The organism is Ruminococcus flavefaciens (assembly GCF_900108555.1).
GTDB classification, from domain to species: domain Bacteria; phylum Bacillota; class Clostridia; order Oscillospirales; family Ruminococcaceae; genus Ruminococcus; species Ruminococcus flavefaciens_P.
This window is the reverse complement of the sequence record NZ_FNWV01000002.1, coordinates 193294-218491: the sequence shown is the minus strand read 5'-3', so window position 1 is coordinate 218491 and position 25198 is coordinate 193294. Positions and strand designations below refer to the sequence as shown.

18 protein-coding genes, 2 tRNA genes and 1 pseudogene are annotated in these 25198 nt (G+C 43.8%); 6 read left to right on the top strand and 15 right to left on the bottom strand.

Features of this window, described 5'->3' with window-relative positions; genetic code table 11:
- The first annotated feature begins 4 nt into the window (after positions 1-4).
- On the top strand, positions 5-406 hold the full coding sequence (locus BLW60_RS04245) for a DUF3795 domain-containing protein (protein WP_074714631.1): 402 nt from the start codon (positions 5-7) through the stop codon (positions 404-406).
- 63 nt (positions 407-469) lie between these two features.
- Here BLW60_RS04245 and BLW60_RS04240 read toward each other — a convergent pair whose 3' ends face one another.
- The 8 genes from BLW60_RS04240 to BLW60_RS04205 all read right to left on the bottom strand — a co-directional run bounded on the left by BLW60_RS04240 (position 470) and on the right by BLW60_RS04205 (position 11057).
- Entirely contained in the window at positions 470-2167 is a 1698-nt protein-coding gene (locus BLW60_RS04240) for a dockerin type I repeat-containing protein (RefSeq protein ID WP_074714630.1), read from the bottom strand.
- 227 nt (positions 2168-2394) lie between these two features.
- The gene (locus BLW60_RS04235) at positions 2395-4050 is read right to left on the bottom strand and encodes an ABC transporter substrate-binding protein (RefSeq protein ID WP_242872825.1); all 1656 of its coding nucleotides are present in this window, start codon (positions 4048-4050) and stop codon (positions 2395-2397) included.
- 69 nt (positions 4051-4119) lie between these two features.
- A complete protein-coding gene (locus tag BLW60_RS04230; RefSeq protein ID WP_074714628.1) occupies positions 4120-5175 on the bottom strand; it encodes a M15 family metallopeptidase in 1056 nt (351 codons plus the stop codon).
- A 277-nt stretch (positions 5176-5452) separates the two neighbouring features.
- Positions 5453-6244 carry an AraC family transcriptional regulator gene (locus tag BLW60_RS04225; RefSeq protein WP_074714627.1) on the bottom strand — a complete coding sequence of 264 codons (792 nt, stop codon included), beginning with the start codon at positions 6242-6244 and terminating at the stop codon, positions 5453-5455.
- 237 nt (positions 6245-6481) lie between these two features.
- A complete protein-coding gene (scfB, locus tag BLW60_RS04220; protein ID WP_074714626.1) occupies positions 6482-7849 on the bottom strand; it encodes a thioether cross-link-forming SCIFF peptide maturase in 1368 nt (455 codons plus the stop codon).
- Between the two features lie 69 nt (positions 7850-7918).
- Positions 7919-8056 carry a six-cysteine ranthipeptide SCIFF gene (gene scfA, locus BLW60_RS04215; RefSeq protein ID WP_019679123.1) on the bottom strand — a complete coding sequence of 46 codons (138 nt, stop codon included), beginning with the start codon at positions 8054-8056 and terminating at the stop codon, positions 7919-7921.
- A gap of 110 nt (positions 8057-8166) precedes the next feature.
- On the bottom strand, positions 8167-9117 hold the full coding sequence (locus tag BLW60_RS04210) for a dockerin type I domain-containing protein (RefSeq protein ID WP_074714625.1): 951 nt from the start codon (positions 9115-9117) through the stop codon (positions 8167-8169).
- Between the two features lie 14 nt (positions 9118-9131).
- The gene (locus BLW60_RS04205) at positions 9132-11057 is read right to left on the bottom strand and encodes an ABC-F family ATP-binding cassette domain-containing protein (RefSeq protein ID WP_074714624.1); all 1926 of its coding nucleotides are present in this window, start codon (positions 11055-11057) and stop codon (positions 9132-9134) included.
- Positions 11058-11669: 612 nt separating this feature from the next.
- Between BLW60_RS04205 and BLW60_RS04200 the strand changes: the two genes are divergently transcribed.
- The 3 genes from BLW60_RS04200 to BLW60_RS04190 all read left to right on the top strand — a co-directional run bounded on the left by BLW60_RS04200 (position 11670) and on the right by BLW60_RS04190 (position 15437).
- Positions 11670-13910, top strand: a complete 2241-nt coding sequence (locus BLW60_RS04200) for a substrate-binding domain-containing protein (RefSeq protein WP_074714623.1) — start codon at positions 11670-11672, stop codon at positions 13908-13910.
- Positions 13900-14247 carry a TerY-C metal binding domain-containing protein gene (locus BLW60_RS04195; protein WP_074714622.1) on the top strand — a complete coding sequence of 116 codons (348 nt, stop codon included), beginning with the start codon at positions 13900-13902 and terminating at the stop codon, positions 14245-14247. The genes BLW60_RS04200 and BLW60_RS04195 overlap by 11 nt, the downstream gene beginning before the upstream one ends.
- 83 nt (positions 14248-14330) lie before the next feature.
- The gene (locus tag BLW60_RS04190) at positions 14331-15437 is read left to right on the top strand and encodes a cation diffusion facilitator family transporter (RefSeq protein WP_074714621.1); all 1107 of its coding nucleotides are present in this window, start codon (positions 14331-14333) and stop codon (positions 15435-15437) included.
- A gap of 166 nt (positions 15438-15603) precedes the next feature.
- Here the strand turns inward: BLW60_RS04190 and BLW60_RS04185 are convergent, their stop codons facing one another.
- Positions 15604-17958 carry a glycoside hydrolase family 9 protein gene (locus BLW60_RS04185; RefSeq protein WP_074714620.1) on the bottom strand — a complete coding sequence of 785 codons (2355 nt, stop codon included), beginning with the start codon at positions 17956-17958 and terminating at the stop codon, positions 15604-15606.
- 205 nt (positions 17959-18163) lie between these two features.
- Between BLW60_RS04185 and BLW60_RS04180 the strand changes: the two genes are divergently transcribed.
- Positions 18164-19624 (top strand): sugar transferase, encoded by a 1461-nt coding sequence (locus tag BLW60_RS04180; RefSeq protein ID WP_175460881.1) that lies wholly within the window; start codon positions 18164-18166, stop codon positions 19622-19624.
- Between the two features lie 145 nt (positions 19625-19769).
- Here the strand turns inward: BLW60_RS04180 and BLW60_RS04175 are convergent.
- A tRNA-Thr gene (locus BLW60_RS04175) sits at positions 19770-19845 on the bottom strand.
- A gap of 180 nt (positions 19846-20025) precedes the next feature.
- Between BLW60_RS04175 and BLW60_RS04170 the strand changes: the two genes are divergently transcribed.
- Positions 20026-20110: transfer RNA gene (locus BLW60_RS04170), tRNA-Leu, on the top strand.
- Between the two features lie 680 nt (positions 20111-20790).
- Here the strand turns inward: BLW60_RS04170 and BLW60_RS04165 are convergent.
- The 5 genes and pseudogenes from BLW60_RS04165 to BLW60_RS04145 form a co-directional block, all read right to left on the bottom strand.
- The gene (locus tag BLW60_RS04165) at positions 20791-21342 is read right to left on the bottom strand and encodes a hypothetical protein (protein ID WP_074714619.1); all 552 of its coding nucleotides are present in this window, start codon (positions 21340-21342) and stop codon (positions 20791-20793) included.
- A gap of 50 nt (positions 21343-21392) precedes the next feature.
- Complete coding sequence (locus BLW60_RS04160; RefSeq protein ID WP_074714618.1) at positions 21393-21710, bottom strand: substrate-binding domain-containing protein; 318 nt, start codon at positions 21708-21710, stop codon at positions 21393-21395.
- Positions 21711-21732: 22 nt separating this feature from the next.
- Positions 21733-23175, bottom strand: a pseudogene (gene glmS, locus BLW60_RS04155) (glutamine--fructose-6-phosphate transaminase (isomerizing)); the annotation flags it as partial.
- 69 nt (positions 23176-23244) lie between these two features.
- Positions 23245-24084 (bottom strand): SDR family NAD(P)-dependent oxidoreductase, encoded by an 840-nt coding sequence (locus BLW60_RS04150; RefSeq protein ID WP_074714617.1) that lies wholly within the window; start codon positions 24082-24084, stop codon positions 23245-23247.
- A gap of 12 nt (positions 24085-24096) precedes the next feature.
- A complete protein-coding gene (locus BLW60_RS04145) occupies positions 24097-25134 on the bottom strand; it encodes a glycosyltransferase family 2 protein (protein WP_074714616.1) in 1038 nt (345 codons plus the stop codon).
- Positions 25135-25198: the final 64 nt, after the last annotated feature.

Below are 25198 nucleotides of genomic sequence, written 5' to 3'. Positions count from 1 at the left end.
GAAAATGAACAGGATAATAGCTGCCTGCGGAAATGACTGTTCAGCCTGTCCACGATATAATGCACCGCCATATGAAAAGACAGAAGCCGAGCTGCATCACACCGCCGAGCTCTGGTACAAAATAGGCTACCGCGACCATGTAGTATCAAATGACGAGATAGCCTGCATGGGCTGTAGTCCCGAAAACTGGTGCAGATACCGTGTTATCGGCTGCTGCACCGAGAAAAACATTGAAAACTGCTCACAGTGCAGTGACTATCCCTGCGAAAATATGAGGGAGTGCTTTACGGTAACAAGCTCCTTTGAGCCGAAATGCCGTCAGGTATGTACAGATGATGAGTACGCGGTCCTGAGCAGGGCATTCTTTGAGAAAGAGAAAAACCTCAACGAACTAAAAATAAAGTAGGGACGGATATTATCCGCCCGTAAAATGAAAGCTCCGCATATGCGGAGCTTTTTGTATTGCATATTATTCGAGCACAGGAGCTATCACAAGCTCGGGATCGACATTGTTTTCTTCAAGGAAAGCATTTATCTTTTCCTCAACACCTTCATCCTGCCACCTATAGGTAATAACGACTTTATCCTCGAATTTCGAGTCATTGCTGCCTGCGAACCTGCTCACAGATGCCTTGATATCATTATCGAGAATGTACCAGTACAGCTTTTCCACTATCTTATTGACCTCATGATCATCATCGAGGTCATAGGGGATATACTTCAAAAGGCTTCTGTCGATATCATTTTGAAGTATGAACTTATTGAGAGCTTCTTTTTCATCGCTGTTGCTGTAGTTATTGTTTATGAATACGTACTTATCGGCATAATTCTCAGGTATTCTGTCTTTGGGAATGACCATGCAGTTTATCTTGTTTTCGTCAACAAAGTCCGATATCTTCTTTCGTGTGATGTCGAGTTCTATCTCAGCTTCGTCCAAGCCGAGGAGCTTCTTCTGTATAGCCTGAGCGTCACCGACAGTAAGTCCGTCACCGTTCACATCGCCGTTGAGCTTGCCAAGTCCTGTGAGGTGGTTGAGAGTCGTGCCGCTTTCGCCGTACTTATTTGGATTTGCAAGAGCCTGCATGATAAGTACAACGTCCGACATATCTACATCTTCATCGCAGTTAGCATCGCCCTTTATTAATCCTGCATCTTCCGAAAGAACTTTTATCTTCAGCACATTTTCAAACTCAGCCGGAGAGTTTTCAAGAAATCCCTTGTTATAAGTTATTTCAAGCTTCATACCGAGAGTCGGTGTAATATTGCTGTTATTAAAATCACCTGTTGACAATGCCAATTTACTGCCGACTGCCCATGACTCCCATGAACCTCTGACAGGTTTTATTATAACCTCGTAATCTCTTATTTCGAGTATCGTAGCTCTTACAACACCTGCTGCATCTACTAAATCGACATTTTCCAGCTGCTTATGCTCGTCCTCAAATATTGCAGGTCTGAGCTGACCTGTCATGCCGCAGTTATAAGTGAAGCTCATAACATTTTCAGCTTCATCAAACGACCAATCAGCTATCATTTTAAATTCGCACAGAGACATAAGCATGGATTTAGCCAAATACTGTCTTTTAGCCATATCACGAACTTTGAATGTATCACTGTTGATAAGATCACGTAATAACCAATCGACTTCGTTGATATTTTTTAAAGCCTCTTCGCCGTATTTATCCGTTGACAAATTTGTATCTGAATGAACTATATAATACTGCTTTTTCATGTATATATCATACTTCTGATCGGCAGCGTCTGTAAAAACGAGGGCTTTATCAAAGCGGTCATAGTCCATAACATAGCTGTATCCGTCAAAATTATTAGCACTAATATCAATAACATTATATCGGTAATCCTGATTTATTTCAAAATTATCCAAAACAAACGGATTGCTTTCCGATGTGTCAAAACCGCAAAGCATAATGGTTCCGTCCATTTCAGATCCGATATTTACGTTGGAGCTTCCGCAGATAGTGATATCCAGCTCGTCGGTGTATAAGCCTCCCTCGTCCTCATTGTAAACAGTTACGGTAAGTGTACCTTTTTTTGCGGCTTCGCTTGCCTGTGAGGTCGCACCTGCCGTTTCGGCGATTGCATTTACAGGTATAACACCTGCAAAGCACATTGCCGCAGTCAAAAATGCCAGTATCTTCCTTTTCATAATATCAACTCCTTTTCAACTAATAAACAGACGTTGCTATATTCTTTGCTGATAAGACGTAATAATATGCTGATGCATCGCGCCTTTTCACGTACTTCTTTTCACTTTAATTATACTGTATGTTCGCGTTGAAATCAAGGGCTTTACTTAATTTAATTTTTTACAAACAATGTGTCTGAGCAAATAAAAAAGTCCGTGATCACTCACGGGCTTTCCTTTACTGTAATTTAACTGTAATTCTTTGCTATCCTGTAATCTATAGAGCCTGTGAACGGGTCATAGATGATATCCTCGTTATCCTCTTTTGCAACGAGATATGTGCTCTTATAGAAAAGCGGCACGAACCAAAGCTTGTCAAGTATGCTCTTTTCGGCAGCTGTATAGCTGTTTACAAGCTCCGTAACGGAAGAGCTTTTCATCACGTTATCGGTATTGAAATCATCACCTGCCGCCTTTTTCAGGCAGTCTGTAGTTCTGAACTTATCAAGCACAGCAAGTCCGCTGTTGAAATCCCCCTTAACAGGGTAAAGCGCGATACTGTAATTGCCGCTTTCTATCCTCTCGCTGAACTCCTCAGTAGTAAGGTCCTCGATACCTATATAAATGCCGAGACTGTCCTGCCAGTGCTGTGACAGCACATGAAGATAGCGTGAGTCAACAGTACTCGAATCAACGATTATCTTTACGCTCTCAACCGAGTTTATTTTCAGCTCGCTCTTTGCCTTTGCAAGTGCGTCCGCAGCAGCCTTTGTGTCGAAGATGTCAAACTGCTTCTCCGATGAAAGCTCACGGTAGCTTCTTCCAACTATGTCAACAGCAGGCGGTATGATACCGTAAGCTGACTGTATATCGCTGCCTGTCTCGCCTTTCAGAGCTTCCCTGTCAGCGGCAAGTGCAACAGCTCTGCGAAGATTCTCGTTAGAGTAATACTTATCCGCAGGATTGAAAACAAGTCCAAGAGTCATAGCCTTATAGCCTGTGATATGATACTTTTTCGGGTTGTATCCGCCAACCTTCGTCGATGAGAAGCACTCCGCCGTATCGTCCTTGAAGCACTGCTTTACAGCAGCCTCGCTTTTCTCAATGGAAAAGCTTAAAAGTGACGGCAGTATCTCATATTTTTCATTCTCATTGACTGAATTCTTGCGCATATAGAGTATATTTGCGTTTCCGTATGGGTCGTAATACCACTGTCTCACGTAGAACGGACCGTTTGACATCACCGACCTGTCGTCAAGTCCATAGCGTCCCTTTGTTGACAGGAAGAACTCCTCATTGCAGGGATAAGCCGCAGGTGTTGCCAGCAGGCTGAGAAACTCAGCACAGGGATAGTCAAGGGTTATCTCAAGTGTATAGTCGTCCTTTGCCACTACCTCAAGAGCTTCCATAGAATGAGCGTTGTCTCTTGCAAGTCTGCTGCCGCTCAGGCACATGAATTCGCTTGCATAGGGCGAATGCATATTCGGGTCAAGTATTCTTCTTAGCGCGAACACGTAATCATCTGCCGTAACGGGGAAATACTCGTCATCGTCTATAATATCGTCGTTATTCTCATCAAAGAACCAGTAATTGTCCTCACGCAGGTGGAAAGTATAAACGCAGCCGTCCGCAGAAACGCTGTAGTCCTTTGCATTGCAGCAGGTTATGCCGCCTTTTTCGTCCTTCATCACAAGTCCGCTGTAAAGGTTTTTTATTACCGTAGCGGAAGCGGGATCGGTAGCATACTGCGGATCAAGGCTTTTGGGATTGTACGCAAGAGCCGCACTGTACATATGACCTGCTCCGCTGCCCTTTTTATCTCCGCCGCCGCAGCCTGTCATACACGTAAGGCACATGACCGCGCAGGCTGCAAGACTTATTATCTTTCTCTCTTTTTCTTTCACATTTATCTCCAATCTCTTTATTGCTCCGACAACCAAAATAGTCCCCCTTGATCGGGGGACATTTTTGCTTTAATTCATGCTTACAGTAACGATAAATCCGTCAACATTATTTCCCGAAACAGTATATGTCTTGTTTGCGGGTACAGGAACATCTGTATTTCCTGTTGCGTTAGCAGGGGCATAGTATATCTGGTAAAGCTTATTTCCCACAGTTACCTCAATAGGTTCTTCCTTAGTATGTGATCTAAGCTCGTTTATATACTCCTCCAGCGAGTAATTGTTCTGTTTCATATATACAGCATGAGGAGCTCCTACATATCTGTATGTATAATCTCTTGCACGTTCGCCTGTTGAGCCTTCCTTGCCCTCAGGGAAACGTACTACAAAGCCGTAATCTGCGGCATTTTCATATATCCAGCTGTAAACACCTGTCGGCGAATAGTATCCCGATGTGGAATCCTTCGGAACTATAGCCATATCAAAGCTCCTGCCCGTATGGTAGTCCGAGAAACCGCCCTGGAACTGAGAATTTCCGTTGTAGTACTTGTCATTCTGTTCCTCAAGTGTACGGTAGCCGCCGATAACATAGATATCGGAATTGTTTTCAGCCTCATAGAAAGCCTGCATAAGTGCCTTTACCTGATCAAGAGCCTTATTATCGAGCTTTGTTACCATATCGCTTACGTGGAAGGCTACGCCGTCTATACTGTCGTAAATTGATACGAGCTCGATATCGTCCTCTGGGAACTTATACTCATGGTCTGAATTTACGAGGATAAGGTTACCTCTGTTGATATCAGCTGCATTATGTACTTCCGTTGTATACATTGACTCTGACGGCTTTTGTCCGTCGGGAGTACCTGTTATAAGTGAACTTGTCTCATTACTTGTAATAAGACCGTCAATAATTGACGACTGCTGTGTATTATCAGTATTCGATGCCTGGGTCGATGCTGCGGAGTTGGGTTTCTTTTCCTTATCCGAACAACTCTTACAGCATGATGCGAGCACCACGATGAGAACCACAAGAACAAGGACTACCGCAACGAGTCTGTCGTATCTAACCTTATAGCGTTTGGATACTTTCTCTCTTTTGCGGTTTCTTCGCTTATCTCCGTTAGTCATAAAACGAAATCGCTCCTTAAAGAATATTCGGTTATTATCAGACAGCCGCAATGCTTTGTGAGGGTGATATGCTTACTGCCTGTCCATTGACCGCATACAAATGCGGTATTCTCCAAAAATTGCTTCCCCGATTGATTTTCACGCAAAAATTGCTCATACTCAGTATTATATCACAAATCTTTGTACTTGTAAAGTGTTTTTTTGATTTTTTGCACTAAAGGGCTATATAAATTCCCACATAATTCATTGACCAATATACAAAATACACAAATACAGGCTATTTCTCTGAATTTTCCTTCCTTCGTCTGTACTCTGACGGGGTACAGCCTTTGTGTTTTTTGAACTGTCTCATGAAGTACGACTCACTGTCATAACCGCAGGTCTCGGAGATAGCCGTAACGGACATGGCTGTATTTTTAAGGAGCTCCGCTGCTCTGACGAGCCTGCTCTCGATAACGTCCTGACGGAATGTAACTCCGAACGCCATGAAGTACAGGCGGTGGAAATATGAGCGGCTTATCCGCATCTCATCGCATATATCCTCAACAGACCACATATTCATAGGATCATCATATATGAGATCGCGGTACTTTTTAAGCTCGTTATACCGCGGTATCTTTTCCTCCTCTGTAGGCTCGGGACAATCGGCAGCATCACTGAGCGCAATAAATATCATACGCATGGAAAGCTCCATAAACTCGCTGAAATGCCTTCCTCTGTGCATGGACTGCGACTGCATAGCTCTCAGTATACCTGCTACAGCGTAATTGTCCGCAAGCTCGATAGGCGTATCCTGTGGAAGCTTCATTGACGCGATGTACTGTCTGTCGGCAGCCGAGGTCTTGAAGCTTACGATGTCATATCGCATATTCTTGCCCTTTATAGGTCGGAACGTGGACTTATAGCCGCTTGTCAGCAGAGCTGCGCAGCTGCCCGAGGTGTGAAGAGCCTTTCCTCCGTCCATATACATGACAGGAGTCCTGAAAAAAAGCAGAACAGGGTCTGCACCCAGCTCGCCGCTGAACGCTGTATCACGGCGGCAATTCAGCTGTATACGGTTTATTTTCATAGCTCTCCCCCCTGTTGTTATTATATTATGATTATAACATATAAGTCATACAAAAGCAAGAGACGCGGCGATAAACTGCCGTTATTTAAAAGCATGACCGCGAAAAAGGGTGCAGCGTCACGCTGCTTATAACATATAAGCTGCGCAAAAGCAAGTTGCACCGGTACAGTAAATACAAAGGGCGGATAATATCCGCCCCTACTGATCACTATTCACTAACAACTAATAACTCTTCGATCACTCAGCCGTATCCGCCATTTTGACAGCTTTCATCATTATAGCACATTCAAGGCGCTTCTTTTCAAGCTGACATGATATCTTATGAGCAGTTCTGATATCGCCCATATACTGATAATTATTTGCGTTACAGCCGCCGCTGCAATAGAACTTAGCCCAGCACTCGCGGCAGTCGGGCTTTGAATAAACGTGAGCCTTTGCGAAGTCAGCTTTCATTTTCTGATCAAAAGTACCCTCGTCTATATTGCCCATTTTGTACTCGTCAATACCTACGAACTGATGACATGGGAAGATATCTCCGTCAGGAGTTATAGCTACATAGTCGTTTCCGCAGCCGCAGCCTCTCAGACGCTTGATAGCGCACGGTCCCTGATCCAGATCCAGCATGAAGTGGAAGAAATTGAACTTCTTGCCGTTCTTCTCGTTTTCGAGGAGCTTCAGTGCAAGCTTTTCGTACTCTGCAAATACAGCAGGGAGATCCTTTTCTGTAAGTGCATAGATATCGTCATCGCCCACAACAGGCTCTACTGATATCTGGTCGAAGCCTGCTTCGTTAAGAGCAAAAACATCGTTGGAGAAATCGAGGTTCTTATTGGTGAAGGTACCTCTTACGTAGTACTCCTTATCGCCTCTGCCTGCAACAAGCTTCTGATACTTTGGAAGTATCATGTCATAGCAGCCCTGACCGTTGGGCAGTACGCGGAAATAGTCGTTTACTTCCTTTCGTCCGTCGATAGAGAGAACAACGTTTGACATCTCGCGGTTGATGAAGTCTATCTTCTCATCGTCAAGGAGAAGTCCGTTTGTAGTAATAGTGAAGCGGAACTTCTTGTTGTATTCCTTTTCGCGGCTTCTTGCGTATTCAACTACCTGCTTTACAACGTTGAAGTTCATAAGCGGCTCACCGCCGAAGAAGTCCAGCTCAAGGTTAGGACGGTCGCCCGAATTCTCAAGAAGGAAGTCGATAGCGTGTTTGCCCGTCTCAAAGGACATGAGCTTTCTGCCCTTGCCGAAGTCGCCTGTGGAAGCAAAGCAGTACTTGCATCTGAGCTGGCAGTCATGTGCGATATTAAGGCACATAGCCTTTACGGGAGAAGCTACGGAATACTGAGCGTACTTCTCATAATCGTCCTCTGAGAAGAGTATCTTGTCGTTGTAAAGCTCCACTATCTCGTCATAGCAGTCGCGTATATCCTGCTCGGCATATGACTTTGAAAGCTTGTCCACGACCTTCTGAGGACATTCCGCTTCAAAAGGCGGCTCAACATTGTCAAGGAGATCATATGTAAGCTCGTCAACGAGGTGAACTCCGCCGCTGTTTACATCGAGAACTATATTCAAGCCGTTAAGCTTATACTTATGTATCATCTGTTTACCCTCTATTCAAAAAATATGAGGCAGCATTTTCATACTGCCTCGACCGATCATAGCGTTAGCTTATCTCTCGCACTTCTGGTTTGCAACTGTGCATGAGGTCTTGCAAGCAGACTGACATGAAGCCTGGCACTTGCCGCAGCCGCCCTTCTGAGCAGACTCTTTGAGATTAGCCTTATTGATAGTCTTAATGTGTTTCATTTTTAAACCTCCATAAGATCATGCGGTTTTAGCCGCAAAATACTTTATAATATTATATCATAAATCAATTACTATTGCAAGAGTTATTTTAATAATTTCATATTTTTTATTTATTCTTCACCTATAAGGCTGTCGAATACGAAGTTGTAGATATCAGCGTAGGTAGCATCGGTATAATGCAGACCATCAGTAGTCCTGAAGCCGTAATATCTCAGGTACGCATTACAGTCAAGGTACTGTATCCTGCTGTCGAGACCGTCCCTCATGGCGTTATTGAAAGCATCTATCCTGCTGTTGAGGTAAGAGTAATTGCCGTCACAAGGATTTACCGACATGAATATAACAGTATTATTATCAAGGAACTCATCAGGCATACTGTTGTATAGTCTGAGATAAGCTCCGCTGTCAAGGTCGTTTACGCCGAGGTTGATGATGACCGTCTTATCGCGTATCTGGTATATCTGCTGAGCATTGTCCCTGAACAGCTTTATGCCTGCACCGACCTTAGCGATATAGTCGATAGCTATGCTTCTTGCCATTCCCACTGTACGCGAATCGCCTACCCAGAACCATTCCTCGTACTCGCTGTCTATCCTCTGCGGAACATATTCCGCAACAGGAGCGGGTGCAGCAGGAGCAGCTTCATTTGCAGCAGGTGCGCTGCCGCCGTTATCAGTCTGCTCGGCAGGCTGTTCCTCTTCTTCGGCTTTCTGCTTGAAGCCATTCTTTTCGAGGAAGTCGGTCATTATCGGGTTTTCATCATCACTTACAGAAGCCCATGCATAGTAAGAAAGTATGAGCGAAGCATCAACTGCGTCCACCTGACTGTCGCCGTTCAGATCGGCAGCTGACTCCTGATAGGTAAATAACGGGCTGTCCTTGCCCGACGAAGTACACGCATATGCAGCAAGTGCAGAACAAGCGTCTGCCGAGTCTACTATACCATCGCCGTTGATATCGCCGATAAGGTACAGACCTGCTTCGCCGTGTGCAGTGATGCCAACAGATGAAGCAGCAAGCGCAGCCGTAGCGGCTATGCTCATAAGCGTTTTGATCTTCATAATAATACTCCTTTTTACTGGTCAAGCTCGATCAGAAGCTCGAAATCCTCGTCTATCTTCTGTTTGAGCTCTTCGATCTCGGCACATTTACGGTTCATAAGCTCGTAATCGCTGTAGACTTCCTCCCTGCCGATCTCCTCGGTAAGAGCGTCTATCTGTGCCTGTAGGTCGTCAATTTCCTTTTCAAGGCGTCTCATTTCGTTTTTTCTCGCAGCATCGGCACTTCTCTGCTGCTTGCTGCGATAATTCTTAGCAGATTTTTCCTTGGCTGCTTCCGCAGCCTTCTGCTGTTTTTCGGCTTCAATGACTTTCCTCTCGGCAGCCTGTTCATCTCTGAGGACATCGAGGTATTTCTCGAAGCCATAGTTATGAAGTCTGTACTGCCCGTCAGTAAGCTCAATAAGCCTGTCAGCGATCTTGCTCAGGAGATATCGGTCATGGCTGACAAATATGACCGTTCCCGTATATTCAGCCAACGCCTCCTCGATAGCCTCTTTTGAGCTGAGGTCGAGGTGGTTGGTAGGCTCGTCAAGTATAAGAACGTTTCCGTGCTCCTGCATCATTATAGCGAAGCACAGCTTTGCACGTTCGCCGCCGCTGATGACTCCTGTTTCCTTGAACACGTTCTCTCCCACAAGGCGTACCTGTGCAAGGAGACTGCGGACTTCAAGGTCTGAAAGGAGCGGATAGCGGCTGTGGAGCTCTTCCATTACGGTAAGCTCCTTGTTAAGATTGGTGCTTTCCTGCTCGAAGTAGGATATCTTTATATTGCTGTTCCAGCGGACAACGCCCTTGTGAGGGAGCTGATCCTGTATTATACGCAAAAGAGTTGATTTCCCGATGCCGTTATCACCGATGATACCGACTTTTTCGCCTCTGCGGACTTCAAAATCAATGGTATCGACGAGAGTTTTTCTTCCGCTTCCCTCACCTACCGAAATGTCGATGCCCTTGACCTTGAGTACGTCTATAGGCGGCTCAACAGCGTAGGTAAAGCGTATCTTCGCGTGTTTTGTATCATGTACGGGACGCTCTACGCGTTCCATTTTTTCAAGCTGTTTTCTGCGGCTCTGTGCCATTTTCGTAGTAGAAGCGCGGACGAGATTTTTCGCAACATAGTCCTCAAGCTGAGCTATCTGCTTCTGCTGCATCTCGTATTCCTTTTCACGCCTTGCATCGTTTTCCTCACGCTGGCGGACAAAGGCTGTATAATTTCCTCTGTATCTTGTAAGGACTCCCCTTTCTATCTCGCAGATAGATGTACATAGCCTGTCGAGGAAGTATCTGTCATGTGAAACAATCAGAACCGCACCCTTGTAGGTACGAAGATAGTCCTCAAGCCACATGATAGTCTTGAAGTCAAGGTGGTTTGTAGGCTCGTCGAGAATGAGCAGATTAGGCTCTTCAAGGAGAAGTCTTGCAATGCACAGACGTGTCTTTTCGCCGCCGCTGAAGCCCGAAACGGTACGTTCCAGCTCTTCACCCGAAAAACCCATACCGTTGAGCACCATGCGTATCTTAACATCGGTGTTGTAGCCATCATTGGCTTCTATCCACGATGAAAGCTGCTGATACTCGTCTGCAGCGGAATTATCGCCCATTTCTATTTCCAGCTCTATCTCGCGGAGTCTGTCGATAGCACGGTGTACAGGCTCAAAGACGCTTCGCATCTCCTCGATGACGGTATTCTCGGTATTGAGACCGCCCATCTGTTCGAGGTATCCCACAGTAGTCTTGGCAGCCATAGATATGATGCCGTCCTTTTCGGTAAAGCGGTCAGGCTCAACAGAACCTGTGAGTATCTTCAGCAGTGTTGACTTTCCGCAGCCGTTGTTTCCCACAAGACCTATCTTGTCACTTTCGTCGATAGTAAGGGAAACATTGCACAGCACCTGATTGCCGTTATAAAACTTATTTATATTTGTTAGGCTTGCAAGCATATCGAATTTCCTTTGTTTTCTGCCAGTGTGCACAAATGAAATTGACCATTTTTGTGCAGACTGCAACTAATACCTACATCATAACACATTTACAGGTAAAAAGTCAATGGTCACGGTAAATATAAATAAGGGACGATTTTTGTGCGATTTTATACATTCTACATCAAAAAACGCCTATTTTCCGCACTTTTCCTCATTACAGTGAAAAAAGTCTCCTTATGGAGACTTTCTTCTGAGGGAATATTAGAATTATTGATCAGAGAGGGTACTCTGAAAAACCGTCCTGTACAAAAAGCTCTGATAGCTGTCGGTGCACACTGTACAAAAGGCTGCCTACTGCCCGATGTCAGTTCTGCGCTGATCCCCTGACAGGCACAATGCGGAGGATGATCCCTTATCCTCTTTAGCTCTGAATTATGCCTGTAAGTATATTATACACTTTTTATTATCATTTGCAATGAAAAATACTATCTTTTTAAGGAGATTTTTTGAAATTACAACATTAAATATATAAAATCATCTTGCAATCATCACTTTTATATGATACAATAGTACATATAGAAGTGGTTATAGAACACACCGATCAACGGCTGAAATGAACGGAGGGATATAATGAGCAAACGAATACTTATCGGCGTTATCATAGCCGATTGTCATATAGCATTCCAGAGCGAGATACTCCGCGGCATCATAACTCAGGCTTTCAAGAGCAACTGCGATGTTGCTGTTATCTCACCTCTCCACAATTTCTCTCTTTCATCTGTACACAAGGACGCTGAAAAAAATATTTTCGACCTTATATTGTCCGAAAATATCGACGGCATAATCTACGACAGGAATTCCCTGCAAAACGAGGATATCTGCCGCCAGATAGACGAGCTGTGCAAGCGCACCGAAAAGCCCGTTATGCTCCTTGATTACAACGGCCACAAAAACTTTGAGACCACCTCTGTTGATGACCGTGACGCTTTTGAAACTATAACCGACCACCTTATAAACGTTCACGGCTACAGGAAAATATACTGCCTTACAGGTCCGAGAAACACTTTCAGCGGCGAGGAACGCCTTGCAGGCTACAGGACTTCGATGAAAAGGCATGGAATACATATCGAAAAGGACTGGTACGAATACGGCGACTTCTGGACAGAAGCTCCGAAAAAGTACGCCAAGCGCATACTCAGCGGCGAGCTCGAACGCCCCGAAGCTATAGTCTGCGGAAACGATGTTATGGCTATAACGCTTTCAAAGCTGTTCATCGACGCAGGTATAAGAGTCCCCGAGGACATAGCTATAACAGGCTATGATGCGTCTATTGAGGGCTATCAGGCAAGCCCGTCCATAACCAGCTACAGCCGTCCCAACTTTCAGCTGGGAGCTGAAGCTATAAGGCGGCTCTACCGCATAATCACAGGAAAGATATGCGGCAAAGTCCCCAACGAAAACGGTGAGCTTCGTCTCGGAGAGAGCTGCGGCTGCGCAGAAAATCCAAGTCTCAGGCACAGTATACTCCGAAATATCAGCATAAATGCCAGATTTGAGTCCGAGCTGCTCTACGGCGATATGCTTTTCGATATCACAAATGCGGATAATATTGCAACTTTCGCCGACAGGCTGGATAATTACACCTACTTCCTGCATAAAATGAGAAGAGTGCGCATCTGCCTCACAAAAAGCTATGTCGATGCTACCGTTGACAAGAATGCCGAGGAGCTCGGCTTCAATATCGGTGACAATATGAAGGTAGTTCTTGCAAAATCCGCAATATGGCGCGAAGCCGAGACCAATCTCGTTTTTAGTTCATCGGAGATACTCCCCGATTACAATGAGGATCGCAGCTATCCGTCCGCTTTTTTCATCTCGCCCTTACATTATAATAATAACTTCTTCGGTTACTGCGCAGTATCCTTCGGAAAAGAGCCCCGTTCGTTCAGTTCGCTGTACATAAAATGGATAAACTACGTAAACGTTGCACTTGAACAGGTACGTATCAAGGCTATAATGAACCGCACTATCCTCAATACCAGCAAAGCCCTGCTTTACGACCACCTTACGGGACTGCTCAACAGAAGCGGCATCGAACAGGAATTTGCAAAGAAATTCTCACACGAAAACCGCAGCAGCTCCGTAGAATGTATCATATTCGAGCTTCACGGACTGAAAAAGGCTTACTATCAGAGCGGCGAGGAGAAATCCAACAGCATAATGGCTGCTTTTGCAAAGAAGCTCCGCTCATGCATACACAATAAGGAGATATGCGGAGCATGGGCTTCACAGACTCTGTGCGTCATAAGTCCCGACAGTGCCCGTGCCGAGCCTATATACAACGAGCTTTGCAGCAAGATCAAGGAAACGCAGTTCAGCAGCGGCGAGGAAAACTGCAATATCGACTTTTCAGTCGGTGTGTGCAGCTTTGAGCTCACGGAAGCCTCCGACCTTTCCGACGCGATGTACAAGGCTACAATGAACAGGGTATTCTCATATACTATATCAGAGCCCACATCAAATCCACAGTTTGAAAAGCTGTGCCTGCTCCGCAACAGGATAATGAAAAATCCCGAACTGCCGTGGAATATCAGTGAGATAGCCGAAAGCCTATATCTCAGCAAGAGCTATCTGCAAAAGATATACAAGTCCTATTTCGGCAAGAGCATCATCGAAGAAATGATACAGTTCCGCATAGACAATGCAAAAACTCTGCTGACTCAGACAGATATGACCGTTACAGAAATATCCCGTGAGTGCGGTTATTCATCGTATAATTATTTCGTGCGCCAGTTCAGAATGTGCGAGGGATACTCCCCCTCTGAATACCGCGAAAAACAAAAAAGAAAGGCTGAGGAAAATGAAAGCTGAAGTCATACTTATGAAATGCCCCGAAGCTCGACGGATCTACGGCGTCAGAGTTGAGGAATGGGAAGGCGACTGGTTCAGAACATGGGCATTCCCTATCGACGAAAAAAGAGCTTCTCACGAGGGCTTCGACAAAGTTAAAATAAAGGGTAATCTCTACCCTGCTGATGAATTCAACGGCTGTCCTTACTGCAAGAGCATAAAATTCGTGCAGTGCGACAGATGCGGCAAGCTCAGCTGCTGGAACAATGAGGAGCGCGTTACCTGCGGCTGGTGCGGACGCTCGGGAAATGTTACCGCTACAGAAGAGCAGATAAACGTCAAGGGCGGCGGCTACTAACCTTTCTCCGCGTGACTGCGTAACGCTGCACCTTTTCTCTGCACCATACTATACTATACAATAAAACGAGGTGAACTTTTTCCGTGAACAGAGATAAAGTCATCATTAAAACAAGTATCATCGGCATACTTGCCAATGTTTTCCTTGCTTCATTCAAGGCGATAGTAGGAGTTCTTAGCTCGTCTATCGCTATCGTCCTTGATGCAGTAAACAACCTGAGCGACGTAATGTCCTCGGTCATCACTATCATCGGCACAAAGCTTGCAAAAAAACGTCCCGACAAGAACCACCCCTACGGCTACGGACGCATAGAAAACCTGAGTACTACCCTTATCGCGGTCATCGTACTCTATGCAGGTGTAACTGCACTTGTAGAGTCCATAAAAAAGATAATCCACCCTGTTGTACCTGATTATTCGGCTGCCGCGCTAATCATAGTCGCATCGGCAGTAGTGATAAAGATAATTCTGGGTACTTACGTAAAAAAGACAGGTATCAAGGTAAATTCCGACTCGCTTATAGCTTCGGGATGCGACGCTCTGCTGGACTCGGTCATCTCGGCATCGACGCTTATTGCCGCCTTTATCTATATCCTTTTTGATATACGCACAGAGGCATGGCTGGGCGCAGTTATCGCCCTTGTCATCATAAAATCAGGTCTCGGTATGCTTGGCGACAGCCTGTCGAATATCATCGGCAAACGCATAAGCAGTGAGCTGTCAAAGGAGATAAAACAGACAGTCTGTTCATTCCCCGAAGTGCAGGGCGCATACGACCTTGTGCTCCACAACTACGGACCCGACTCGCTTATAGGCTCTGTGCATATCGAAGTACCCGATACACTTACAGTTGCAGAGCTTGACAAGCTTGAACACCGCATCACCGAAAAGGTGCTTACAGAGCACAGGGTGATACTTGCAGGTATAAGCGTATACGCTGCTAATACCGCAAATGATAAGGCTGCACAGATGTATTCGGAGATACGCAGGAACGTAATGTCACACGAGCATCTTCTCCAGATACACGGCTTTTACCTTGACGAGGAGCATAAGACCATACACTTCGATATCATCATCGACTTTGCAGCTCCCGATATCGACGAGATATATCAGCATATCCTTAACGAAACACAGGAGCTGTACCCGGATTATCATGTAAGTATAACCCTTGATACAGATGTAAGCGACTAAATCACGATTTATATTTGTAGGGAACGCCGCCCTCGGCGTTCCGTGTAGGGGCAGCGTTCCGCCGCCCGATAATAAAGCGGCGAAGCCGCTTCCTAATGGCTAAGAGCTAAAAACTAAAGGCTCATATCAAAAGATCCCCGAAGCAGTGCCTCGGGGATCTGATTTTTTATGCGTTCTGTGCGATAAGGAGCTTTCTCAGCTCTACCTCATCATGGATATCAACTTCTCCGTCGCCGTTGAAGTCAAACTGCTTAGCTGCATCTTCCGAGCTGAAAGCTTCAAGACCAAGCAGCATTCTGCGAAGTCTTACAAGCTGAGCTACTTTATACACCTTTGCAGGCTTTGTGCCGTCAGGCTCAGTGCCGCCGATAAGCTTTCCGTCAGCGTATACGCACACGTTTTCGCAGCGTTTTGCGAACTCAACTCCGCTTACGATGTTATCGTAGTCCTCGCCCTCTTCGGTAAGGTCTATCATGCCCTTTTTGCTCCAGTCGTTGGAGGAGTCCCACTTCTCGCCGTAATAGTTTCCGATAATGAGCTGATACTTCTTGTTGGAGTTGGCAATAGCATAATCAGGCCACGATATCTCGATGTAATAGATATCGTCCTTGTACTGCTTGGGCTGAGAAAGTACAGCCGCCTTGCCCGTGACCTCAGTCTCTACCTGATCGTAGGTCTTTTGCAGTACGAAGCTGCCCGGGATAGCCTTGTTCTCGAATTCCTCTATGCTGAAATAATAACGTATGGATATATCATCGTGAGGTTCGAGGGAGTCTGTATTTACAAAGAATGTGAGCTTTGTAACGCCTGAACCTGTCTTTTCTGGAGCGTCCGAGCAATAGCCTGCTGCCCAGAAATCATCACCCGAGAACAGCTGCGTATCGTCAGTCTTTTCAGCAGGTGGGAAATTCTCCTCTGGCTTCATGGTCTTATCGCCTTTGTAAAGGTAAAGTCCTGCCGCTGCACCAACTATAGCCGCATTGTAGTCGATAGTTACCTCATTGTACACCCAGTCCTTAGTCACATCGTTGTGCTCATCGTTTTCATCAGGACCGCCTGCAAGTGCGCCGTAAAGTACGTGCTTGTGCTCGGCAGGATCCTCTGCCATTGTAAGTCCCGAAGCTGCACGGTGATGAGGATATTTTACGGAATTCTCACCATAGCCGACTACATAGCTTCTGCCGAGAGGGTTGTCGCCGATGATGTATTCCATTTGTCCCAGTGCCCACTCTGTAAAGGTGTAATCGGGATTTTTCTCGTTATACTTATCCTTGCCCTTGTTGTACTTATCGTACACCAGAGCCGTGAACTGTACCGCCGTATTATATCTTGCGCTTCCCCATGTATCAAGGTGGAAGTAGCCCGCAGGAGTAAGCTTTTTGGTCATGACCGTATTCAAAGCCTTTGCTTCCATTTCCCAGAAGTCAAGAACTTCATACTGACCTCTGCCGATAGCAACACGGGTCTCCTCGCAGACCTCGGGGTAGATATCCTGTATGCGTCCGAAAACAAGTCCAACACCGTTCCACATATCGTTCCAGCAGAGAACATATCCGGGAGGTGCATAATAGTCGATATACTTTTCGCAGGCTTCAAGGTAATCATGGTCGAGAGTTATGAGATAGAGCCAGCCTGCCGCGAAGCAGAAATCGTCCTCCCATTTGCTCGATGTGTAGAAGCTTGCAGGACCGTCCTTGCCCTGTCCCACTTTTTTCTCGTTCTTGTTGGCAAAGTCGAACAGTGCCTTTGCGTAGTCGAGACACTTCTCCGCATAATCGGGATCGGTTTCCTTGAAGTTGTAGTAGTTTATTGCAAGAGCAGCCGCACTTTCCGAAACATCATCAGTTGTAGGAAGTTCTGATGTGGCAAAGAATGCAGGTCTGCCCATAGCATCTATCTCAGGCGACTGCCAGTAGCTGTGATCAACAGCTCCGTCGCCTACCTGATAACAGAAAGCGATAACATCGCCGTTCTTGTCACGGAAGGTGCTGCGCATGAAGTAATCGCAGAAATAACGGCATATAGTCTCAGCGTGAGCCGCCTGTCCTGTTTCCTCATAAGCCTCTCTGAACTCATAATAGCCCCATGATACCACAGAAGCCGCATAAGCCTCGGGAAGTCCGAATTTTACGTGATCGCCTGCATCGTGGAAACCGCCAGAAACATCAATAAATCCGTCACCGTCTGGGTCAAGGATATCCTTGTACTTTTCCATGAAGCTCTCTGACAAATTCGTTCCCGTATGGTCATCGTCAATGGGGTGCATAGGAACTTTTGAATCGTATACATGACAGTTTCCGCGCCATGAAAGGCGGTTGTTATCAGATACTCCCGTACCGCACATATTTGCGTCATAGAAATAAAGCGTGTACTGCAAAAGCTTTGCCCAGTTGTTCTCGGTCTCTGCATAGTCCACAACATCGGGAGTAGTAGCCGCCACAGCAGTACTGCCTGCCGCAGAAGCCGTCAGTGCCATAACAGCCGCAGAAGCAAAAGCAGATACTCTTTTCAATATTTTCATAAACTCATTCCTTTCCGATAGCCTTAGGCATATCCGTTTTATAGTTCCATTTTAGCCCATATCAGCCAATATGTCAACACATAACTTGCGGATTTTCTCTTGCAGCAGTAACAGGCATCAGCCTTGACACATTTGCCGTTATGGTTTATAATTATAATATAAAATGTCCCAAAAATATCAGGACAAAAAATCACGGAGGTGCTTCGTGGGTAATAAAGGTCTAAAGGAAGGGCTGAAGCACGGAGATTTCATCATTCTCGACATGATATGCCTGCAATTGTGCTTTACTATAAGCTACTGGATGCATATCAGCTTTTCTAATCCTTACCGCACCGATGACTACCAGTATCAGGCAGTTATCCTTACAACGTGCCAGCTCCTTGTTATAGTTTTTTCAAATAATTACAGAGGTATCCTCAGACGAGGGCGGCTGAAAGAGATATTTTCCATCGTCAAATACATATCGTGTATCATCGTTATCTCGCTGGTTTACCTGTTTGCTGTAAAACATTCTATCACCGCATCACGACTCCAGTTCGGTCTTACCTCGGTAACGTTCACTCTTGTCGATTATCTTGTCAGACAGCTCAACAAGGCAAGGGTTTTCAATTCGAGCAAATACAAAGAGAACCGCAGGTCAATAGTCCTTATAACGTCGGGAAGTATTGCAAAAAAGACTCTGTCTGCTCTCATAAGCGAACAGGAACACCGCAATTACTTCATCTCAGGCGTTGTGGTCACTGACAGGCAGTGCAGCGAGGGCGAGAAGGAAGGCGAAGTCCCCTTTTATTCTCTCAACGATGATACTATCGCAAAGCTGACTCACGGCTGGGTTGACGAAGTATTCCTGCTTCAGGCAGAAAATATGGAGCTTCCCTCAAAGCTTATGGAAAGCCTGTTCCGTATGGGTATCACAGTCAATTACTCCATAACTTCTATCTCTGACGGCAGGTGGCCTATTACAGAGATGAAAAACTTAGGACCGTACAGAGTACTGTCAAGCAGTGTATCTCCTGCTTCCGCAGGTGAAATGGCTCTGAAACGTCTTGCCGATATCATAGGCGGACTCATAGGCTGTATCATAACAATGATAGTCTTTATATTCCTCGCTCCCATAATATATATAAAGTCTCCCGGACCTATCTTCTTCTCGCAGAACAGAGTCGGTCAGAACGGAAAGACCTTCCGTATGTATAAATTCAGAAGTATGTATATGGACGCAGAAAAGCGCAAACAGGAGCTTATGGCTAAAAACAAGATAGACAGCGATATGATGTTCAAAATGGACGACGACCCCCGTATAATCGGCAGTGAGAAAAAAGACAAGCACGGCAGACCGAAGGGTATCGGAAACTTCATACGCAAATACTCCATTGATGAGCTGCCCCAGTTCTATAACATACTTAAAGGCAATATGAGCCTCGTGGGCACTCGCCCCCCTACAATAGACGAGTGGGAAAAGTACGACTTAGGTCACAGGATAAGAATGAGCATAAAACCCGGACTTACAGGTCTTTGGCAGGTTAGCGGCAGAAGCGGCATCACCGACTTCGAGGAGGTAGTACGCCTTGACCGCGAGTATATCGAAAACTGGAACCTGATGCTCGATATAAAGATAATACTCAAAACTATCGTTGTCGTATTCAAAGGCAGCGGTGCTTCGTAATAATGATACAAACAAAAGGGACTCTCCTAAAACGGAAAGTCCCTGTTTTTTTGAAATAGTGCCCTCATAGCGCCCTAAACGTATTCAGTAAAATAAAAAAGCGTTTCCTCAAAAAGAAGAAACGCCTGTTTCACGCCGTTTAGCGTGGAGCTGATGATCGGACTTGAACCGACGACCTACGCCTTACCAAGGCGTTGCGCTACCGACTGTGCCACATCAGCATCAACAGATAATATTATACAGCAACAGCAAACAAAAGTCAATAGGCGGATATTTTATTTTTTATATTAACTAAAACTCGTTATTTCCCCCTCAAAAATTTTTTTGATTTTTTTGAAAAAAGGTATTGACAAACTGTTTTTTATCTGGTATAATATTAAAGCAGTCGAGAGACGGGCAATGCGAGTGTGCTGGAATAGGCAGACAGGCACGTTTGAGGGGCGTGTGTCGAGAGACGTATGGGTTCAAGTCCCATTACTCGCACCAAAGATTTGAAAACCTGTTAGAGAATACGAAATATCGTACACTCTGACAGGTTTTCATTTTATAAAAAAATTTTTTGGCTTGATAACTATCGTTTGCTTTCGGGTACGTTTATTTTCCCGTCCTGACTACTAAGACCTTGATATGGCTCGTCGATACCTTTATTGGCAAACCAAGATATGAAGTAATACTAAATAGGTTCGTTCGTCATGGCTCAATCCTTCATCTTATCCAGTAGAAGTGTCAAGGCGCAGTAATTCATCTCAAGCCCCTTTTATTAAGTTTTCAAGTTTCTTAGCAAGGAAACTAATTCAAAGCCAACTCACAAGGCAAAAAGACAAGCCTTTCAGACATCGCAACATAACTGAAAGGCTTGACAAGTTCTATTACAAATGTTATAATATAATGTATGACATTACATCGCAACACGAAATAGCATTCTCACTAAGTCATTCAGATGTTGCATTCATCTGTATGATTACGAGGCGTAGTCAGTCGCCAAACTGTCTATGCCTTGTGGGGGGTGCTTTTTATTAGCTAATTGTATTATATCACATTTATATATCCTGTGTCAGCCCCTTTCGCCAAAAAATTTAATTTATTATCTCTCAGCAATTTTTGACCGAATATAGAAATAACCGCCTTACAAAAAAGTAAGGCGGTTATCTTTTATGGAAGTTATTTCACGGTATCTGTATTTCTTTTACATCAAACGTATAATCTTTCTGCTCGTATGCAGCAAGAATTTTATTAAAGTATTCACCATAACTTGTTTCGTCTATCGTTTCTTCTACCACTCTTCCATTTTCATCTATTAAGTACTCTGAATTTGGATTAGTGCATTGTGCTACCTTTCCTTTTTCAAAACGAACCTCAAACGAATTTATTTCATATTCAGTTTCTTCAGAAAAGTTTTTTTGAGATTTTGATATTACAAAAAACTGTTTTGATGGTATTTTTTGCAGCAATTCTTTCTCATACCCACTGGACGTTAATCCAGTTTCTCCATTATCATAGCACTTGAAATCACTCAAAAAAACTTCTTCTTTTGGAAGTAAAGCGTATACTCCTAAAATGTTTTCCTTGCTTTCTTCTGAACATATAGTACTGTATATATGTTCCTTAATAGTCTTTACATTCTCATTTGTAAGTTGATCTTCTCTTAATAGATTTGTCAGAATATCATCAGTACTATATTCATACATCTTTGAATCAGTCTCAAACTTGTATCCCATTTCCTCAAGGTCAGCTTCATATTTAGAATAATCCGCTTTAACTTCAATGATTATTTTTTCGGTATCTGCGACCTTAATTGTGCAATCATAACCAATTTTTTGATTATAATCAGACTCGATGTATTATAAAAGAAGCTTAGGTCTGTTGGATAAACTCCCGAAAATCTTCCATCTATTTTATCAAAAGCGTCCACCATTGTATACTTATTAGCTACATCAGGAAGTGTTTCCTTTTCTGTTGTGTGCTGAGTTTCAACCTTAGAGTTTGATTTTTCTCTGTTCTTCGATTTATTTTCAGAATTATCTCCGCAAGCGCAAAGATTAAGTGTTGCTGCTAATGCTACTATTGATATAAATACTCTTTTCATGATGAACCTCCTTGTTTCCTTTAGCATAGTCAATACCGCGACCGATGAAGAATGAATCCGAAATATTGACAAGCTTATTAGAATACCACTGCAGTCGTTCTTTATTCTCAAGTATCTTCTCTATCTTCTCAGGGATAGTATTAATCTCCGTTAGGAGTTCACTGTAACGCTCGTCTTTTATTTCTTTCCTTACCTTTGCTAACTGTAATGCAAGCAAATAACCTGCAACAAGCTGGCAGCTGTACGCTTTTGTCGTAGCGACTGATATCTCCGGACCTGCAAGTGTGTAGAAAACGTTGTCTGCCTCGCGAGCTATAGACGAACCAACCACATTCACAATGCCAAGAGTCTTTACCCCACTGTCCTTAGCCATTCTGAGAGCAGCAAGTGTGTCCGCAGTCTCACCAGACTGAGAAATAACAATGACAAGGCTGTTCTTGTTCAGCTTCATATCACGATAACGGAACTCGGAAGCCAGTTCCACACGAACCTGTAAAGAAGTCAAGTTCTCGATAACATACTGGAGACCCACACCAACGTGATAAGCCGAACCGCAGGCAACTATGTAAATCTGGTCTATAGACTTCATTTCCTCGTCTGTGAGATTAACAGAATCAAAATGAACAGTACCGTCTGAAACAACAGAATTGATTGTGTCGCGGATAACCTTGGGCTGCTCGTGTATCTCTTTGAGCATAAAGTGTTCATATCCGCCCTTTTCAGCAGACTCAGCGTCCCATGTTATCTCTGTAAGAGGCTTTTCAATAACATCGCCATCAATGTTGTAGAAGGTTACTCTGCCTTTTTCGAGCTTGGCGATCTCCATATTGCCGATGTAGTAAACATTGCGAGTATATTTAAGTATAGCGGGGACGTCTGAAGCCACTTAGGATTCGCCGTCAGCGATACCGATTATCATCGGACTGTCCTTGCGGGCGCAGTATATCTCACCCGGGAAGTCCTTGAACATAACGCAGAGCGCATAAGAACCGCGGATACGCACCATTGCTCGTGCAAGCGCCTCAACAGGAGTACACGAATACTTCTTGAAATAGTAGTCGATGAGCTTTACAGCGACCTCTGTATCAGTCTGTGGAGCAAACGAATAGCCCTTCTTGATGAGCTTTTCGCGCTGCTCCTGATAGTTTTCGATAATTCCGTTGTGTACAGCGATAACGTTTCCGTCACCGGAGCTGTGAGGGTGAGCATTCACCGCCGAGGGCTCACCGTGCGTCGCCCAGCGCGTATGACCGATACCGCAGGTGCCCTTTACAGCCTTGCCCTGATTGGTCATTTCGGCAAGTACACGCAGCTTGCCTTTTTCCTTGATGACCTCAGCAGGCTTTTCGCCGTCGCGAATAGCGATACCAGCCGAGTCATAGCCTCTGTATTCAAGTTTTGACAGCCCGTCGAGCAATATCGGCGCTGCCTGTTTTTTTCCTGTAAATCCCACGATTCCGCACATTAAGATATTCTCCTTATTATTAATTACATTCGCATAAAACCTAATGTAAATACAGTAAACACCTTTTGCTTACCTCAAATCAATTACTCCTCTCCCACCGGACATATATACAGTATCTCCAATAATAGTATCTCCAATATCACTTACTAGAAGTTTTACAACCTCCGCAACTTCTTCCGGCATTGTATATCTATTATTAGGACATAAATTAGTATATAAGTTGCTACCGTCATAATTCTTTTGCATACCAGTAGCAGTGGGTCCAGGACCAACAGCATTTACTATTATATTATGCTCAAGCAATCTTTGCGCTAGTCCCTTAGTAATACCTGATATTCCTAATTTAGACAATCTATAAGGAGACCACGATGGTTCTAACGCTGATTGGGACGAAACCAAACATATGTGACCATGTATGTTAGATTCTATCATATATTTTGCGATTTGCTGACACATAAAATAAGTACCTCTAAGATTTATTCCCATAATAGAATCATACTCTTCAATAGTTGAATTCAAGAAATCCAACCCATCTCTATCAACGTGAATACCAGTAGAAGATACAAATATATCAATTTTGTTAAAAATCTCCACTGCTTCATTAACCTTGCTCTCAAAAGACTCCGGATGAGCATAATCTAAAACTAATGCAGAAACATTTTTAGAATTGAAAGTCTTAATTATTTCTTCTAATTTAGTTTTAGATGTTCCTGCTATTATTACTTTACAACCTGATTTATGTAGAATTTTAGAAATAGCTAATCCAATACCACCTGAACCTCCAGCAATTAAAGCAACTTTACCTTCAAATTCATGCCCAGCAATTGGATTTCGTAAAATCGGAACTTTTTTTTCTTCTTTAGTGTACATAATTATACTTCGTAAAAAAGATTTAATGCCTAATCCCATATTCTTTCTTCCTCATTCCATTTTATCTAAAGCCAAAGCTTTTTTACTTCTATTCAACTCACGTTTTGCAAACTGAACTGGAAACAATCCCTGCCTTATCATTCTTAATTTTAAACGTAATCCTAATTCTGAATGGATTACAACATTGATGAAACCTCTTCTTATGTTCTTAATACAACTATTATATAATTTTGAATTTTCTTTAACAGAATCAGTAGCTATAATTAAAAATAATTGATAACCGTAATTTTTCCATATATGCCAATTGCAAGCGTTAGTTGTTCTTTTGGTTACAATAGCTCTATTATCTTTTATATAACGAATATTCTTTGCAGCATTTGTCCCCATAACCAACTTATAGTTCGTTAACCCACTTTCAGTATTATTGAGCCGATAATTGTATATTTTTCGATGTCCAACAGCAACACGATTTGAACACTGTGCAGCTGTAGAAGAGAAATACAGACCCTCACCAGACCAAGGCCTCGAAAAAGAGATGTTATTTTTTTTAATCATTTCCACTTTATACAGTTTATTCCAAGGGCCAATTGCTATGCGTGGATATATTATTGCACAAAATGCGTCTTCTGGTGTCCACACTTCAATTTTATCTTTTTCTATCTGAACTCTATCTCTAGTTGTAAATATATGATCAGTCATGGACATATCGGCCCCGGTCTTAAGAATTAATCTTAAAAGGTATTCAATATAGTCAATTTCGAGCCAGTCATCACCATCAATAATAGTAACATACTCACCTGTAACTAAAGAAAGCCCTACATTTCTAGCCTCACATGCACCGCCATTTTTCTTGTGAATTACTTTTATTCTACTATCTTGTGAAGCATATTCATCACAAATTTTGCCACTATTATCTGGTGATCCGTCATCAACTAGTATTACCTCAATATTAGAGTAAGACTGGTTAATTATAGAATCAATTAGTTTTCTCAAAAATTTTTCAGATTTATATATAGCAACAATAATTGATACCTTAGGGGCTGACAAATTATTAGCACTTAAGCCAGAATTATTTGATTCTATTTGCATTACTAAATTACCTCCAATCGCAGATTTAAAAAATCAAATACACTTTATCCCACCGGTTAAGTCA

Excerpts from the sequence above, each read along its gene's own strand:
- BLW60_RS04185 (WP_074714620.1), bottom strand. The coding sequence starts at position 17,958 with ATGAAAATATTGAAAAGAGTATCTGCTTTTGCTTCTGCGGCTGTTATG.
- BLW60_RS04240 (WP_074714630.1), bottom strand. The coding sequence starts at position 2,167 with ATGAAAAGGAAGATACTGGCATTTTTGACTGCGGCAATGTGCTTTGCA.
- BLW60_RS04165 (WP_074714619.1), bottom strand. The coding sequence starts at position 21,342 with ATGGGATACAAGTTTGAGACTGATTCAAAGATGTATGAATATAGTACT.
- BLW60_RS04160 (WP_074714618.1), bottom strand. The coding sequence starts at position 21,710 with ATGAAAAGAGTATTTATATCAATAGTAGCATTAGCAGCAACACTTAAT.
- BLW60_RS04145 (WP_074714616.1), bottom strand. The coding sequence starts at position 25,134 with ATGCAAATAGAATCAAATAATTCTGGCTTAAGTGCTAATAATTTGTCA.
- BLW60_RS04205 (WP_074714624.1), bottom strand. The coding sequence starts at position 11,057 with ATGCTTGCAAGCCTAACAAATATAAATAAGTTTTATAACGGCAATCAG.
- BLW60_RS04195 (WP_074714622.1), top strand. The coding sequence starts at position 13,900 with ATGAAAGCTGAAGTCATACTTATGAAATGCCCCGAAGCTCGACGGATC.
- BLW60_RS04245 (WP_074714631.1), top strand. The coding sequence starts at position 5 with ATGAACAGGATAATAGCTGCCTGCGGAAATGACTGTTCAGCCTGTCCA.
- BLW60_RS04225 (WP_074714627.1), bottom strand. The coding sequence starts at position 6,244 with ATGAAAATAAACCGTATACAGCTGAATTGCCGCCGTGATACAGCGTTC.
- BLW60_RS04150 (WP_074714617.1), bottom strand. The coding sequence starts at position 24,084 with ATGGGATTAGGCATTAAATCTTTTTTACGAAGTATAATTATGTACACT.
- BLW60_RS04210 (WP_074714625.1), bottom strand. The coding sequence starts at position 9,117 with ATGAAGATCAAAACGCTTATGAGCATAGCCGCTACGGCTGCGCTTGCT.
- scfB (WP_074714626.1), bottom strand. The coding sequence starts at position 7,849 with ATGATACATAAGTATAAGCTTAACGGCTTGAATATAGTTCTCGATGTA.
- BLW60_RS04200 (WP_074714623.1), top strand. The coding sequence starts at position 11,670 with ATGAGCAAACGAATACTTATCGGCGTTATCATAGCCGATTGTCATATA.
- BLW60_RS04230 (WP_074714628.1), bottom strand. The coding sequence starts at position 5,175 with ATGACTAACGGAGATAAGCGAAGAAACCGCAAAAGAGAGAAAGTATCC.
- scfA (WP_019679123.1), bottom strand. The coding sequence starts at position 8,056 with ATGAAACACATTAAGACTATCAATAAGGCTAATCTCAAAGAGTCTGCT.